The organism is Kitasatospora sp. NPDC001175, assembly GCF_053598215.1.
The window spans coordinates 24,996-40,037 of sequence record NZ_JBSFJU010000054.1 but is presented as its reverse complement, the minus strand read 5'-3'; the positions used below and the strand labels follow the sequence as shown (position 1 = coordinate 40,037).

Here is a 15,042-nt window from a genome sequence, read left to right as displayed (position 1 = left end):
CTATGCGGCCCGCATGAGGCGGCGGTCGTGGATCTACCGCGTGGCTTGAACCCCGCGCGCCCCGGCCTCCGCTTCTCATCTTCCCGCCTACACCCCCAGGGGCAACAACCGCGCGGAGCACTGGGAGTGTCACACCTGCCGGAATCAATACCCCCAGGGGTATGGTTGAGCGTGTAGCCCGCCCGTCAGACCCCGACCAGGAGACAACCCCGTGATCTTCAGCCAGTACTACCTCGACTGCCTTTCCCAGGCCTCCTACCTGATCGCCGACGAGACCACCGGCCAGGCCGTGATCGTCGATCCCCGCCGGGACGTCGACGAATACCTCGCCGACGCCGACGCACGCGGCCTGACCGTCGTCGGCGTCATCAACACCCACTTCCACGCCGACTTCCTCGCCGGCCACCTCGAACTCGCCGCCCGCACCGGCGCCTGGATCGGCTACGGCCGCCGCGCCGAGACCGAGTACGCCATCCGCCACCTCACCGCCGACGAACGCATCTCACTCGGCGACGTCACCCTCCAGATCATGGAGACCCCCGGACACACCCCCGAGTCGATCAGCATCCTCGTCTACGAGCACGCCACCGACGAAGCCCCTTACGGCGTACTCACCGGCGACGCCCTGTTCATCGGCGACGTCGGCCGCCCAGACCTGTTCGCCTCCGCCGGCATCACCGCCGAGGAACTCGGAGCCATGCTCTACGACAGCGTCCACCACAAGCTCATGGCCCTGCCCGACCAGGTCCGCGTCTTCCCCGCTCACGGCGCCGGCTCTGCCTGCGGCAAGAACCTCTCCACCGAGAAGCAGTCCACCATCGGCGCGCAGCGCCTGACCAACTACGCCTGCCAGCCCATGGACCAGGACACCTTCGTCCGCATCGTCACCGCCGGCCAGTCCGCCACCCCCGCCTACTTCGGCCACGCCGCCGCCCTCAACCGGCAGGACCACCCGCTGCTCGACCGCACGAACGCCGCCCGCCCCCTGTGCCCCGAAGACCTCGAGGAGGTCCGCGCCGCAGGCGCCGTCATCCTCGACGCCCGCAGCCCCCAGGACTTCGGCGCGGGACACATCCGCGGCGCCATCAACGTCCCCGCCGACGGCCGCTTCGCCGAACAGGCCGGCACCGTCCTCACCCCCGACTGCAACATCGCGATCATCGCCCCGCAGGACCGCGAGGACGAGGTCATCACCCGCCTCGCCCGCATCGGCTTCGATCACATCGCCGGCTACCTGCTGGGCCCCGGCAACGCCCTGTCCGCCCTCACCGACGACGTCACCCCCGCCAGCCGCCTCACCGCCGACCAACTCCGCACCGCACTCGCCGGCGAGCAGCCCCCCACCGTCCTGGACGTGCGCACCTGCGGCGAACGCGAAACAGGATTCATCGAAGGATCCCTGCACATCGCCCTGGCCGAACTCCCCCGCCGCCTGAACGAGATCCCCACCGACCGCCCCCTGGTCGTCCACTGCGCCAGCGGTCACCGCTCCTCCATCGCCGCCAGCCTGCTGCGCCACCACGGCCGCACCGACGTCTCCGACCTCCTCGGCGGCTACAGCGCCTGGCACACCCTCACCCACCCCGCCCACGCCTGAACCCAGCCACCCCGGCGCCGGGACCACCGCCCGGACGCACCCCCACACCGCCCATCTCCGGTCGTGCCGCTGCCCTTCCACGCCCTGGGAGGACAGGGGTCTTCACAGGGCGTGGAAGGGCAGCGTTCGGCTGCCGAGTACACCAAGACCTACACCGGCAGGATCAGTGCCTCCGCTTGGCTGAGCACCGTCGCACTGTCACGCCTTTCGCTTCTGGATCGCGGGGCCGGCAAAAGTAAATCCGGCTAGCGAGCAGGCCCGCGAGGGCGGCGAACTCGGCGGTGGGCCTGCCCTTGCCGACGCCGGCTCCGTTGTCCCACACCAGCGTTTTGGGCACCGCTTGCCCGCCGGTCAGCAGGCGCCAGTGGCCGTCGACCAAGTCGCTCGCCTGCCGGGAGGGAAGCATCCTCGCCGTGATCACCCTCGCGGAACGGGATCCGGCCTGCAGGTCGTTGAACGTGCAGCCCCCTCCACCGTCAGGACACCCCCAAGTGCCGCGACCGACCGCATGGTGCCCGCAGTATGTCCACGGGCCGCCTTGGCGGCGACGCGTGCTCGAACGAGCATGCGGGCACCTTCGGCTCACCGACCGGACGGCGGGATCTTCCCCCGTAACGGGCAGGACGGCCCCCGTACTTGCTCCGTCCACGCCGTACAGATCCTCACCGTCCGGTGCGGTGTCGCAACCGATCGTGCATACCCGAACCCCGTCTTGTCAAGGATTCTTGATGAGAGCGCGGCCTAACTGACCACCTGTCACATATGATTGACAGCGCTTCAGCCCCCACGCCGCGAAGGAGCGCACAGGAAGATGGCCGAGGACAGCGCCACGGCTCACCGCCGTACCATCGCGGAGCGACTCGAACACCTCATGAACACCGGGCACCCCGACGGAACCGGTCCACGGGACTACCTCGCAGTGGAGCTTGCCAGCCAGGAGCATGCGAAACGTCATCCCGGCAGCCCCACCATCAGCCGTCAGACGGTGCACAACCTGCGCCATGGCAAGGTCGCCAACCCGGGGATCAACGCCCTGACCACCCTGGCGAACGTCTACCAGGTTCCGATCTCGTACTTCCTGTCCGCAGGCGACGATGCAACCGCCGGACAGGCATCGGCTCCACTGCCCGCCATGGTGCTCCAGCGGCTGGACGACGTCCTCAAGGTCCTGCAGCCTGACACGGCCGCACCCCTCGATGACGAGGCCCGCGTTACGGTCCTGGATTCCAAGGGCAGCAAGATCAGTCTTTCCGACCTCGCGACCCTGCGGTCTGGACAGTGGGACGAGCAGCTGCGCCAGCCCCTGCGCGACTTCGCCGGCACGATCAGTCTCCCGCCCGGCTACTTCGTCGATGACACGATTCCGGCCGCCGACCCCGACGATCTGTTGCTCCTGGGGGCTCTGAAGGCCGTAGGAGCCAGGAGCGTCGCGATGCGCCAGGTCGCCGGTCTGCCCTCGGACGCGCTACAGGCCCTGTCGCCCGTGCTGGACCTCCTCAGCAAGGCAAACCCGCGGCAGCGCATGTGACGCGGCCTGCCCGGCCACGCCGGACAGGGTCCACTCGCTAGGCTCCCCTCTCGCCACCCTCACCGGCCGCCACGGGAGCCCCACCAGCGCGACCGGGGGATGTCGTGAAGTTTGTCCGATGGCAGCAGAACGAATGCCCGTGGGGAGCGGAGTTGAACGACAAGGAACTACGCAAGCGCTGTGTCGACGTAGTGGCCCAGATCGAATTCCCCAGCCCGTTCAGCATCAACACGCTGGTCGACAGCGTCGAACGCCGACGAGGGCGCCAGATCTCGCTCGTCCCCATGCCACTGGCTGTCCGCCCGGAAAGTCCCTGCGGGTTGTGGGTGGCCACGGACGATGTCGACTACGTCCTCTACACGGAGGCGACGTCCACGGCCCACCGGGAGCACATCGTCATGCACGAGCTCGGCCACATGCTGCTGGAACACGGCTCCACCGAGGCCGACCAGGCCGAGGTCGCCCGGCTTTTGATGCCCACCCTCGACCCGCGCTTCGTCCAAGCGGTCCTGGCCCGATCGGTCTACACCAGCCAGGAGGAGCGGGCAGCCGAGCTGGTCGCCTCCCTCATTCCCCTGCGGGCCGGCCGCGCGGCCCCCCAGGCACGGCAGGAACCCGTGAGCCCCGGCATGGCGAACCTCGTCCAGCACATCGGCGCCGCGCTGGAACGCAACTCCTCACGAAGGACCTGACCCTTGTTGCTGCTCACCGTCGTCTACGGCATCCTGTCGGTCATCACGTGGAGTGCCTTCTTCTACAAGGTCCGCGACCTGGCACGGGACTGGCGCAACAGGGAACTCCAGCTCCTCTGCCTCTCGATCGCCACGTTCGCCGCCCCGTTCGTCCTCGCCTCGCCCCACGTCTACATGGGGATCGATCGCATCCTCGGCGTGCCGAACATCGCCACACTGATCATCTACATCTGTGTGGCAGTCTGCGTGACCGGCTTCATCGCCCTGCTGGTGTCCTGGTCCTCAGCCCAGGGGAAGCTCCGGCTGCGCCACTGGATCGGGGTCGGCTACTCGCTGGCGACGCTCGTCGTCATGACCGTGTTCTTCTTCCTCGGCAACGTCGACGGCGTGGAGCATCCGGTGGACTTCGACGTCACCTTCGAAACGGTGCCCTACATCTCCATTTTCCTGCTCAGCTACCAGCTCCTCTTCACAACCAGCATGGTGATGCTCATCGTGCTGTGCCGCCGCTATGCCACGGCGGTGGACCGCCCGTGGCTGCGCCGCGGTCTTCTGACCGTCGCCCTCGGAGCCTGGTTCGGTCTCGGCTACGGAGTGCCCAAGGTCGCGAACATGGTCTGGGACCTGTTCGCGACATCCCCCCTGCACGACGTCAGCAGCATCGCGGCACCCCTGTCCGCCAGTGTCTCGGCCATGCTCTTCTCCATCGGGTTCACCATGCCCGGCTGGGGCGCCGGAGCGAGTCGCCTGAAGGATCTCGCAGCCACCTACCGGGCCTACAAGCGCCTCTACCCTCTGTGGCACGACCTCGCCGCCGCCTTTCCGGAACTCGTCCTCTTCAAGCCGAACGACCGTCAGGGGCCCCGGTCCACCCGGGCCCTGCTCTCACGTCCCAGGATCGAGATCCGCGAGGGACGGATGATCCTTCGGCCCCGTGACAGCCACGAGGCCGACACGCTGCAGGACCTCGACCTGCTCGTGGCCCGCCAGCGGGTGGAGATCCGCGATGCCCAGCTCAGGCTGCGCCCGTACTTCACGGAGTCAGTCGTGCAGGAGGCACGGGACCTCGCACGGAGGCGGAAGCTCACGCCCGACGATGTCGAGGCCGCCGTGGAGGCCGCTCAGATGAGCGTCGCTCTTCGCTCACACACTACCGGGGCCCTCGTGCCAGCCACGGCTCCCCACCTCCACGCCCCCACTGCCGTCGACCCAGCAGAGGAGGTCGCCTGGCTGGTCAAGGTGGCGGTCGCCTACAAGACCTCTCCCGTGGTTGCCGACATAACCGAGCGCTTCACCGGAGCCGCCACCGGAGTTGCTGCCTCATGACAGGAACCGATCCGACTCCGGACACCCCGACACTGTTCGACCGTGCACTGCTGGCCGACCCCCATGCGGGCTACGCACGTCTACGGGAGGCCTGCCCCGTCGCGCGCACCACAACGCCGGACGGAGCTCCGGTGTGGGTGGTCACCCGCTACGAGGACGTTCGAGCAGCACTGACCGACCGACGGCTATCGCTGAACAAGCAGACTTCCACCAGCACCGGCAAGCACGGTGCGTCGATGCCGCCATCGCTCGACGCGCACCTGCTCAACATGGACCCACCCGACCACACCCGCCTGCGCCGCCTGGTCGCCCCGGCATTCACCGCCCGTAGCGTCGGCCGACTGCGGCCGGCGATCCAGCAGCGCACCGACGAACTTCTTGACCGGTTCCAGGACGGCTCGGCCGACGTCATGACTGCCCTGGCAACGCCACTGGCACTCGCGGTGATCTGCGACGTGCTCGGCATCGCCGAGGAAGACCGCCGAGACTTCCGGACTTGGACGGACACCCTTCGTTCCCCCGCTGCGGACGCGGCCCCAACATCACGCCGGGCACTCCACGACCTGCACGGCTTCCTCGTCGAATTGATCGCCGGCAAGCGCGACCACCCCGGCGATGACCTCCTCACCCAGATGATCACGGCGCGCGAGGACGGGGACCAGCTGTCGGAACCGGAACTCGTCGCCCTGTCCTTCCTTCTCCTGTTCGCCGGGTACGACAACAGCGCGAACCTCGTGGGCAACACCGTCCTGGCACTCCTGACCCACCACGAAACGCTGCGCTCCCTGCGATCGGGCGCCCTCGGCGTCGGCCGGGTGGTCGACGAGGTCATGCGCTGGAACAGCCCCTCCATGCTGGCCTCCCGGCGGTTCGCCCGTGAGGACACCCACATCGGTGGCGTCCGGATCACAGCAGGCGAGCGGATTTGGATGTCACTTGCCTCGGCCAACCGGGATCCGCAGCAGTTCAGCAACCCTGACCAGTTCGACGTCGACCGGCCGGAAGGCGGACATCTCGGATTCGGACACGGCATCCACTACTGCCTCGGGTCGGCACTCGCCCGCATGGAGACCGAGATCGCCACCGAAGCACTCGTCCGCCGCTTCCCATCACTGCGGTTGGCGCACCCGGAAGAGACATTCGAATGGTGCGGTTCCTTCCAAAACCGAGGACCGCTCAAACTCCCTGTCATCTGGTGAGGAGAGCCGAACGTCGGCGCCTTGCGGATGTGGTCACTGGCGAGCATGTCGTGCGGGAAGCCGAGTCCGATCGCGCTGGCCTCGTCGAGACGGGCCAGTTGGGAGGCGGTGAAGTCGACCTCCAGGGCGCCCGACGCCCCCGGTGTCCGGCGGGAACCAGCTTGATCCGGTCCAGGTACTGCTGCCGATCACGCGCTTTCGAAGTCTCATCCATGTCGGCCCCTTGGTCCTGGAACGTATCACGGGGCCGACTCTCGTGGCCGTGGTCGTCTCCAACGGCCGTCTGTCGGAAAGTCCGTCACGCAGGCCGTTCGGCCTCCCCTGGCCGACTGGCAGTCAGCTGACACCCGGGCCGCTCCCGCGAGGCCGCGGCGGGCGGAGGGTCCTCGCGGGAGCAGCCGGGCCGGTCACTGCGGGGTGACGTAGGCCCCCGAGATGCCGCCGTCCACCAAGAAGGTGTTGGCGGTCATGAAGGAGGAGTCGTCGCTGGCCAGGAAGGCCACGGCGGCGGCGATCTCCTCGGGCTCGGCGAAGCGGCCGAGCGGGATGTGGACCAGGCGGCGGGCGGCCCGCTCCGGGTCCTTGGCGAAGAGCTCCTGGAGCAGCGGCGTGTTGACCGGTCCGGGGCACAGGGCGTTGACCCGGATGCCCTCGCGGGCGAACTGGACGCCCAACTCCCGTGACATGGACAGCACTCCGCCCTTGGAGGCGCTGTAGGAGATCTGCGAGGTCGCCGCGCCCATCACCGCCACGAAGGAGGCGGTGTTGATGATCGACCCCTTGCCCTGGCGCTGCATGTGGGGAATGGCGTACTTGCAGCACAGGTACACGCTGGTCAGGTTGACGTCCTGGACCCGCTTCCAGGCCTCCAGGCCGGTGGTGAGGATCGAGTCGTCATCCGGCGGCGAGATGCCCGCGTTGTTGAAGGCGATGTCCAGGCTGCCGTACTCGCGCACGACCCGCTCGTACATCTCCCGGACGGCGTCCTCGTCGGTGACGTCCGCCTGGATGAACAGGCCGTCCACCTCGGCGGCGGCCTTCTGCCCGGTGTCCTCGTTCATGTCGACGCAGACCACCTTGGCGCCCTCGGCGGCGAACCGCTTGGCGGTGGCCAGTCCGATGCCGCTGCCTGCGCCGGTGATGACGGCCACCCGGCCGGTCAGTCGCTGGGTCACGCTGCTCACTCCTCCGTCGAGATGAAGACGTTCTTGGTTTCCGTGAAGGCGAGTACCGCGTCGGGCCCGAGCTCGCGGCCGAGTCCCGACTGCTTGAAGCCGCCGAAGGGGGTCGAATACCGCACCGAGGAGTGCGAGTTGACGGAGAGGTTCCCGGCCTCCACGCCTCGGGCGACCCGCAGGGCCCGGCCCACGTCCCTGGTCCAGATGGAGCCGGAGAGCCCGTAGTGCGTCCGGTTGGCGATCCGCAGCGCGTCCTGTTCGTCGCGGAACGGCACCACGGCGACCACCGGGCCGAAGATCTCCTCGGTGAAGGCGGGCGAGTCCTGGTCCACCGGGGCGAGCACGGTCGGCGGGAACCAGAAGCCCGGGCCGTCGGGAGCCAGGCCCTGCACCGCGACCGGTGCGCCCTCGGGGACGTAGGAGGCCACCCGCTCCCGCTGGGCGGCGGAGATCAGCGGGCCCATCTCGGTCTTCTCGTCGTGCGGGTCGCCGACTCGCACCCCCAGTACGGCCGGTTCGAGCAGCGCCATGAACTCGTCGAGGACGGACTCCTGGACCAGGATGCGCGAGCGGGCGCAGCAGTCCTGCCCGGCGTTGTCGAAGACCGCGTACGGCGCGGTGGCGGCGGCCCTGGCCAGGTCCGCGTCGGCGAACACGATGTTGGCGCTCTTGCCGCCCAGCTCCAGGGTGACCGGCTTCACCTGTTCGGCGCATCCGGCGGCCACCGCCTTGCCGACCCCGGTCGAGCCGGTGAAGACCACCTTGCGGACGTCGGGGTGGGTGACGAAGCGGTGTCCGACCACCGGGCCGCGTCCGGGCAGGACCTGGAGCACTCCCTCGGGCAGGCCCGCGATCCTGGCCAGTTCGGCGAGCCGCAGCGCGGTCAGCGGGGTGAGTTCGGCGGGCTTGAGGACGACCGTGTTGCCGGCCGCCAGGGCCGGTGCGAAGCCCCAGGCGGCGATGGGCATGGGGAAGTTCCACGGGACGATGACGCCGACCACGCCGAGCGGTTCCTGGAAGGTGACGTCGATGCCGCCGGCGACCGGGATCTGGCGGCCGAAGAGCCGTTCCGGGGTGGCCGCGTAGTACTCGATGACGTCCCGGGCGTTGCCTGCCTCCCAGCGGGCGTTGCCCACCGTGTGCCCGGCGTTGGCGACCTCCAGTCGGGCCAGGTTCTCCAGGTCGGCGTCGACGGCGGCCGCGAAGGCGCGCAGCAGCCGGGCGCGGTCGGCCGGGCTGACGTGCCGCCAGGTCTCGAAGGCGGCGCCGGCCCGGGCGATCGCGGCGTCGGTCTCGGCGAGGGTGGCCATGGCGACGGTCTCGATCACCTCTTCGGTGGCCGGGTTGACCACCTGGAAGAGGTCGGGTTCGGTCATGCGGAGGTCTCCTTGCGACTGCTGGTCTGGACGAGGGCTTCGAAGAGCCGGAGGTCGGCCGGGTCGGCCTCGGGGTGCCACTGCACGCCGAGCACGAAGCGGCGGTCGGGGCGTTCCAGGGCCTCGATGCTGCGGTCCTGGCTCCAGGCGGTGGCCCGGAGCCCGTCACCGAGGCGTCCGACGGCCTGGTGGTGGTAGCAGGGGACCTTGGCGGTGGGGCCGAGGATCCGTCCGAGCCGGCTGCCGGCCTGGATGGTCACCGCCTGCTGGTGGTAGGTCGCTGGGGCGATCCGGTGTCCCTCGTCGCCGAGTTGCTCGGGCAGGTGCTGGATCAGGTCGCCGCCGTGGGCCACGTTGAGCACCTGCAGGCCGCGGCAGACGCCGAGGACGGGCAGGTCGCGCTCCAGGGCTCCGGTGAGCAGTGCCCACTCCCAGGCGTCGCGCAGCTCGTGCGGCGGGTCGGTGCTCGGGTGCGGGTCGGCTCCGTAGCGCGCGGGGTCGATGTCCGGACCGCCGGCCAGCAGCAGTCCGTCGATCCGGTCCAGCAGGCCGGCCGCGCCGTCGCTCTGCGCAGGCAGCAGGACGGCCGTGCCGCCGGCCCGGGTGACGGCGTCCACGTACAGTTGCGGGATCAGTGCGGCGCGCTGCCGCCAGACGCCCCAGGCGGCCTCGCTGAGGTAGCCGGTGATCCCGATCAGGGGCCGGCTTCCGCCGGTGGTCGCGGCCGTCACAGTCGCTCGAATCCGCGGCGCCGCTCCCAGTCGGTCACCGCTGCGTCGAAGGCGGCCAGTTCGACCCGGCCGGCGTGGGTGTAGTGGCGGACGACGTCCTTGCCGAAGGCGAGGGCGGCCGCCTCGCTCCGCTCGAAGGCGGCGACGGCGTCGCGCAGTGTGGCCGGGACGCGCGGAGCGTCGGAGGCGTACGCGTTTCCGGTGAACTCCGGTTCCAGCTCCAGCCGTTGCTCGATCCCGTGCAGGCCGGCGGCGATCAGCGCGGCCACCGCGAGGTAGGGGTTGACGTCGCCGCCGGGTACCCGGTTCTCGAAGCGCAGCGAGGGTCCGTGGCCGACGACCCGCAGGGCGCAGCTGCGGTTGTCGCGTCCCCAGGCGATGGCGGTGGGCGCGAAGCTGCCCGCGACGTAGCGCTTGTAGGAGTTCACCGTCGGGGCGAGCAGCAGGGCGAACTCGCCCAGACAGGCGAGCTGGCCGGCCAGGAAGTGCTGCATCACCTTGGAGAAGCCGTGCGGACCGTCCCCGGGCATCACCGGTACGCCGTGCTCGTCGCGCAGGCTGAGGTGGATGTGGCAGGAGTTGCCCTCGCGCTCGTTGTACTTGGCCATGAAGGTGAGGCTGTAGTCCTCCTGCCCGGCGATCTCCTTGGCGCCGGTCTTGTAGACGGCGTGGTCGTCGCAGGTGGTCAGCGCGTCGGCGTACTTGAAGGCGATCTCGTGCTGGCCGAGGTTGCACTCGCCCTTGGCCGACTCGACGGTGAGTCCGGCGCCGGCCATCTCGTTGCGCAGGCGGCGCAGCAGCGGTTCGATCTTCGCGGTGCCGAGGATGGAGTAGTCGACGTTGTACTGGTTGGCCGGGGTGAGCTGCCGGTAGTCCTTGTGCCAGGCTTCCTCGTAGCTGTCCCGGAACACGATGAACTCCAACTCCGTTCCCACGTAGGCCTTCCAGCCGTAGCCTGCGAGCCGGTCCAGCTGGCGGCGCAGCACCTGCCGGGGTGAGACGGGGACGGGGGTGCCGTCGTGGTCCAGCACGTCGCACTGGACCATGGCGGTGGCGGGGTGCCAGGGCACCATGCGCAGGGTGGTGAGGTCGGGCTTGAGGACGAAGTCGCCGTAGCCGGTCTCCCAGGAGGAGTTCTCGTAGCCCTCCACGGTGTTCATGTCGACGTCCACGGCGAGCAGGTAGCCGCAGCCCTCGGCGGCGTTCGCAAGGACGTCGCCGAGGAAGTACTCGGCGGCGATCCGCTTGCCCTGGAGGCGGCCCTGCATGTCGGTCATGGCGAGGACGACGGTGTCCACCTCGCCGGCCGCGACGAGCGTGCGCAGTCGGTCGAGGGTGAGTCGGGTCCCGCTCATCGTGTCTCCAATTCGCTTGTCCGCTGGGGTGGTTCGGTCGGATCCGGCTGTACCTTGGGGCCGGTGAACCAGTGCCGGGCCGAGACCAGCCACCAGATCCAGGCCGAGCCGAGCACCACGGCGACCGCGACGGGGGTGTAGTTGAAGCTGGTGGCGGTGATCGGGCGGACGGTGGGCAGCATGAACAGCACCGTGATCAGCGCCGTCCAGCCGACCGCCAGGGTACCGAGGGGCTTGCTCCAGCGGCCCAGGTGCCAGGGTCCGCGTTCGAAGGTGTCACCCTGACGGAGTCTCAGGTAGATCGGGATGACGTACGCGATGTACAGGCCGATGACGGAGATCGAGGTGACGGCGGCGAAGGCGGTGGCGTTCCACAGGTCCTGGGCGCCGAGCAGGAAGGCGCCACCGGTGGCGAGCCAGACCGCGTTGGTGGGGGTCTGGGTGCGCGGGTCGATCCGGTGCCAGATCCGCGATCCGGGCAGCGCCCCATCCCGCGAGAAGGCGTAGATCATGCGGGAGTTGGCGGTCACCGAGGCCATCCCGCAGAAGAACTGGGCGCCGATGACGATCAGCAGGAGCAGCTTGGCGCCGCTCGCGCCGAGCGCGTCCAGGAAGATCTGCGCGGGCGGCACTCCGGTGGAGCTCTTGACGGCACCGTCGTAGTCGCGGATCGCGAAGGTGATGCCGAGCAGCAGGATCCAGCCCGCGACCAGCGACACCACAACGGAGTTGACGATCCCCCTGGGGCCGGACCGGGCGGCGTCGTGGGTCTCCTCGGTCATGTGGGCGGAGGCGTCGTAGCCGGTGAGGGTGTACTGGGCGAGCAGCAGGCCGAGCAGGGAGACGTAGAGCGGGTTGTGGAAGCCGGTCTCGTCGACGAACCGGGTGAACACGAAGGAGGCGGAGGCGTGGTGTGCCGGTATGACGACCAGTGCGCCCACGATGACGAGGACGCCGAAGACGTGCCACCAGACGCTGACGTTGTTCAGCACGGCGACCAGCCGGACGCCCCGGGTGTTCAGCAGCCCGTGCAGCAGCAGGATCGCCGCGAAGATCAGCACGGTGTGGGCGGGGGTGGAGGCGTAGCCCCACTGGAGTTCGAGGAAGGCGTTGGCGAAGGCGGCGGCGCCGAAGTCGACGCTCGCGGTGACGGCGATGCCGCCCATGAAGTTGCACCAGCCGGTCACCCAGGACCAGGCAGGGGCCCTGGAGGGTGCCAGCTTGGCGGCCCAGAAGTACAGGCCGCCGGCGGTCGGGAAGCTGGAGCAGATCTCAGCCATGGCGAGCGCGACGCACAGCGTCATCAGCCCGACCACCGGCCAGCCCCAGGTGATCAGCACCGGGCCGCCGGTGGTCATGCCGAAGCCGTAGAGGGTCAGGCAGCCGGAGAGGATGGACACGATCGAGAACGAGACGGCGAAGTTCGAGAAGGCCGACATCGAGCGGGCCAGCTCCTGGGTGTAGCCGAGTTCTCTGAGCCGTCGCTCGTCCGCCGACAGGGCTCTGTCGACGAGGTCCGGCGGCGGGTGTGGTGAATGGCGGTCGGAGGACATGCGCACCCCTGGGGGTTCGGTGGGGGAATCCGAAACGTGCGCCCACAACGCTGTGGCCGTCAATGGCCCGGAAACAGACCTTTGACGTACAGCGCATGCTTCACCCCGCGCCACCACCGCGTCAAGGGGACGTGCTGAGAAGGGCGTTGACACGCCCCCGAGGGGCCTCACCCGGAACCGCGTCCCGGCACGAATGCCTGGGTACCATGCCCACGTGGAGCAGGCAGACAGAGGCGGGATACGCACCGACCAGCCCGGCGGCCCCCGGCCCGGCGGCGACTGGCAGAGCGGCGCGATCTTCCGGCCGGTCCGGACCGGCAACGCGTTCGAAGAGACGGTCCAGCGGCTGCTGGAGGCCATCAAGCTGGGCGTGTTCGAGTACGGCGACCGCCTGCCGCCCGAGCGTGAACTGGCCGCCCGGCTCAACATCAGCCGCGAGACCCTGCGCGAGGCGATCCGCTCGCTCCAGGAGGCGAACTGCGTGGAGTCCCGCCGCGGCCGCTACGGCGGCACCTTCGTCACCTACCGCCAGCCTCCGCCCGACCTCGGCGAACTCCGGCGCGCAGTACGCCACATGGGCGCCGAACTCGAGGACGCGCTGACCTACCGGATGGTCCTGGAGGCCGGCGCCGCCGAGCAGGCCGCCCGAAGGGTTCTGACGGACACCCAGATCGATCATCTCCGCGGCAGGCTGGCCGACTTGGAGCAGGCGACCCCGGAGGCGTACCGCCAGTTCGACTCCCGCTTCCACCTGGCGATCGCCGAACTCACCGGCTCCCCCTCGCTGGCCGCTGGCGTCGCCGAGATCCGGATGCGCCTCAACGACCTGCTCAACGCCATCCCGATCCTGGACCGGAACATCGAGAACGCCTTCGAGCAGCACCGGGCGATGGCCGAGGCGATCCTGGCCGGCGACGTGGAACGGGCCCGCCGGGCGACCGAGGAGCATCTGGCCGCGACGGCAGCGCTGCTCCGGGGCTTCCTCGGCTGACGCGGCGGGGGTCAGCCGGTGTGCGCCCCGCGGACCACCAGGTCGTCCAGCAGCTCCCGGGTGGCCTCGGCCACCGCGGCGACCGCCCGGTCGAACACCTCCCGGTTGTGCGCAGCAGGCGCCCGGAACCCGGACACCTTCCGCACGTACTGCAACGCGGCCGCGTGGATGTCGTCCTGGGTGACCTCGGGCATCACCGGAGGCCGCAGGGTCTTGATACTCCGGCACATGCCCCCAGTCTCCCTCACCCCGCCCCCGGGTTCGAGGGCACCCCGCCGGACCCGGCCGGGGCGTTGGGCAGCGAGATCGACGGCAGCTGGGGGGTCGGGTACTCGGCCGAGGCCGCCGAGGAGGAAGCCGCGCTTCTCTGGGCACTCTGGCCCGCGGGCGGGGTCGTGGCCACGGCAGGACTCGTGGCCGGCGGCGAACTCGTGGCCGGGGACGCGTGCGAGCTCGGGGGCGCGGTCGGGGCCGGGCTCGTGCCCGGCGAGGGCTTGGCGCCGCCCGTCGCGCTCTGACCGGTCGCGCCGGTCGCCGGTCCCGTACCTCCGCCCGCGCTCGGGCTCGCGCCGGGGCTCGGGTGTGCCGTGGTGCCCTGGCCCGGGCTCGCGGGGGCGCTCGGGTGCGAGGGATGCGCGGTGGCCGAGCCGGGAACGTGACTGCCGCCCGCCGGACCGGAGGGGGTGGTGGACACGACGGGGCCCACGGGCTTCGCGAACGACGCCCCGCTGGACGGGTCCACCACCACCAAGTGCGGCAGCGGACTCGCCGCGGGGAGCACGGCGACGACCGTCTGGGAGTGGAACGACGGCCAGGGTGCGCCGCGGTAGCCGGGCTTCGCGGTCAGCGCGGGCGGCAACAGCGGATTGCCGCAGGCGCACCGCACCCGGGGCACCCCGTGCGCGTCGACCAGCACCGCGGTGCCCGCCTGCAGAACGGACTGGAACGCGGTCGCCGTGCCGTTGCTGAAGCCGTGGTTGGTGACTCGGGTGTCGGCCCGCAGCACGACCGGCGTCAGCGTCCTCAGATACGGACCGATCGCCTCCGGCGCGATGCCCTCGACTCCGGCCCAGGAACGGGACTTGGCCGGGTCCGCGGCGAGTAGGCCCTCCAGCTTGGACACATCGCAGCTCTCGGTACCGGCACTGCCGCCGTAGAGCCCGGCCTGGCCGCCCTCGACCGAGAGGCCGGCGCCGGTGCCGGCGCTCACGGAGACGGTGACCGTCGGGGAACCGGCGGCGCCCGACGGCGCGGCGGCCCAGGCCGCCACCGAGTCAGTGAACGGGTCCGGGCCCGCGTCAGACACCGGTTGCAGCACCACCTGCGGGGCGGCGGGCCGCCCCCCGGTGGAGTGGTTGGTCAACGCGAAGGTCACCGCCCCGGCGGCCACCGCCGCCGCAGCCGTCACCAGCGCGATGGTCCGTCCCCGGCGCCAGGCCGGCACGGGCCCGCGCGGCCGGCCGGGACCACCGGGGAAGCCGGCCGGCTGGCGCGGACCCCCGGGTGGCCCCGGCGG

Annotated in this window: 13 protein-coding genes; 6 read left to right on the top strand and 7 right to left on the bottom strand. The window is 70.2% G+C overall.

All coding sequences use genetic code 11. The annotated features are described in order from the left end of the window. Positions 1 to 211 precede the first annotated feature (211 nt). From ACWDAK_RS30045 to ACWDAK_RS30025, 5 genes are all read left to right on the top strand, one after another. Positions 212 to 1,597 carry an MBL fold metallo-hydrolase gene (locus ACWDAK_RS30045; RefSeq protein WP_427395354.1) on the top strand — a complete coding sequence of 462 codons (1,386 nt, stop codon included), beginning with the start codon at positions 212 to 214 and terminating at the stop codon, positions 1,595 to 1,597. Between the two features lie 811 nt (positions 1,598 to 2,408). After that, entirely contained in the window at positions 2,409 to 3,125 is a 717-nt protein-coding gene (locus tag ACWDAK_RS30040) for a hypothetical protein (RefSeq protein WP_427395353.1), read from the top strand. 152 nt (positions 3,126 to 3,277) lie between these two features. After that, positions 3,278 to 3,817 carry a hypothetical protein gene (locus ACWDAK_RS30035; RefSeq protein WP_344636156.1) on the top strand — a complete coding sequence of 180 codons (540 nt, stop codon included), beginning with the start codon at positions 3,278 to 3,280 and terminating at the stop codon, positions 3,815 to 3,817. 3 nt (positions 3,818 to 3,820) lie between these two features. Beyond that, the gene (locus ACWDAK_RS30030; RefSeq protein WP_427395352.1) at positions 3,821 to 5,143 is read left to right on the top strand and encodes an MAB_1171c family putative transporter; all 1,323 of its coding nucleotides are present in this window, start codon (positions 3,821 to 3,823) and stop codon (positions 5,141 to 5,143) included. Next, positions 5,140 to 6,342, top strand: a complete 1,203-nt coding sequence (locus ACWDAK_RS30025; protein WP_427395351.1) for a cytochrome P450 family protein — start codon at positions 5,140 to 5,142, stop codon at positions 6,340 to 6,342. Before ACWDAK_RS30030 ends, ACWDAK_RS30025 begins: the two co-directional genes overlap by 4 nt. A 407-nt stretch (positions 6,343 to 6,749) precedes the next feature. Here the strand turns inward: ACWDAK_RS30025 and ACWDAK_RS30020 are convergent, their stop codons facing one another. From ACWDAK_RS30020 to ACWDAK_RS30000, 5 genes are read right to left on the bottom strand one after another with little or no spacing between them, the layout of a single operon-like run. Further along, a complete protein-coding gene (locus ACWDAK_RS30020) occupies positions 6,750 to 7,526 on the bottom strand; it encodes a 3-oxoacyl-ACP reductase (protein ID WP_344636159.1) in 777 nt (258 codons plus the stop codon). Further along, positions 7,523 to 8,896 carry an aldehyde dehydrogenase family protein gene (locus ACWDAK_RS30015; RefSeq protein WP_427395350.1) on the bottom strand — a complete coding sequence of 458 codons (1,374 nt, stop codon included), beginning with the start codon at positions 8,894 to 8,896 and terminating at the stop codon, positions 7,523 to 7,525. The genes ACWDAK_RS30020 and ACWDAK_RS30015 overlap by 4 nt, the downstream gene beginning before the upstream one ends. Beyond that, positions 8,893 to 9,627, bottom strand: a complete 735-nt coding sequence (locus tag ACWDAK_RS30010) for a gamma-glutamyl-gamma-aminobutyrate hydrolase family protein (RefSeq protein ID WP_344636161.1) — start codon at positions 9,625 to 9,627, stop codon at positions 8,893 to 8,895. The genes ACWDAK_RS30015 and ACWDAK_RS30010 overlap by 4 nt, the downstream gene beginning before the upstream one ends. After that, entirely contained in the window at positions 9,624 to 10,982 is a 1,359-nt protein-coding gene (locus ACWDAK_RS30005; RefSeq protein WP_344636162.1) for a glutamine synthetase family protein, read from the bottom strand. Before ACWDAK_RS30005 ends, ACWDAK_RS30010 begins: the two co-directional genes overlap by 4 nt. Continuing rightward, the gene (locus ACWDAK_RS30000; RefSeq protein WP_427395349.1) at positions 10,979 to 12,535 is read right to left on the bottom strand and encodes an amino acid permease; all 1,557 of its coding nucleotides are present in this window, start codon (positions 12,533 to 12,535) and stop codon (positions 10,979 to 10,981) included. The genes ACWDAK_RS30005 and ACWDAK_RS30000 overlap by 4 nt, the downstream gene beginning before the upstream one ends. A 214-nt stretch (positions 12,536 to 12,749) precedes the next feature. Between ACWDAK_RS30000 and ACWDAK_RS29995 the strand changes: the two genes are divergently transcribed. Further along, on the top strand, positions 12,750 to 13,526 hold the full coding sequence (locus ACWDAK_RS29995; protein WP_344636164.1) for a FadR/GntR family transcriptional regulator: 777 nt from the start codon (positions 12,750 to 12,752) through the stop codon (positions 13,524 to 13,526). An 11-nt stretch (positions 13,527 to 13,537) separates the two neighbouring features. On the opposite strand, the gene ACWDAK_RS29990 is transcribed toward ACWDAK_RS29995, so the two are convergent. Then, a complete protein-coding gene (locus tag ACWDAK_RS29990; RefSeq protein ID WP_344636165.1) occupies positions 13,538 to 13,756 on the bottom strand; it encodes a DUF2277 domain-containing protein in 219 nt (72 codons plus the stop codon). 14 nt (positions 13,757 to 13,770) lie between these two features. Continuing rightward, positions 13,771 to 14,934, bottom strand: a complete 1,164-nt coding sequence (locus ACWDAK_RS29985; protein ID WP_427395348.1) for a DUF6777 domain-containing protein — start codon at positions 14,932 to 14,934, stop codon at positions 13,771 to 13,773. Between the last annotated feature and the right edge of the window lie 108 nt (positions 14,935 to 15,042).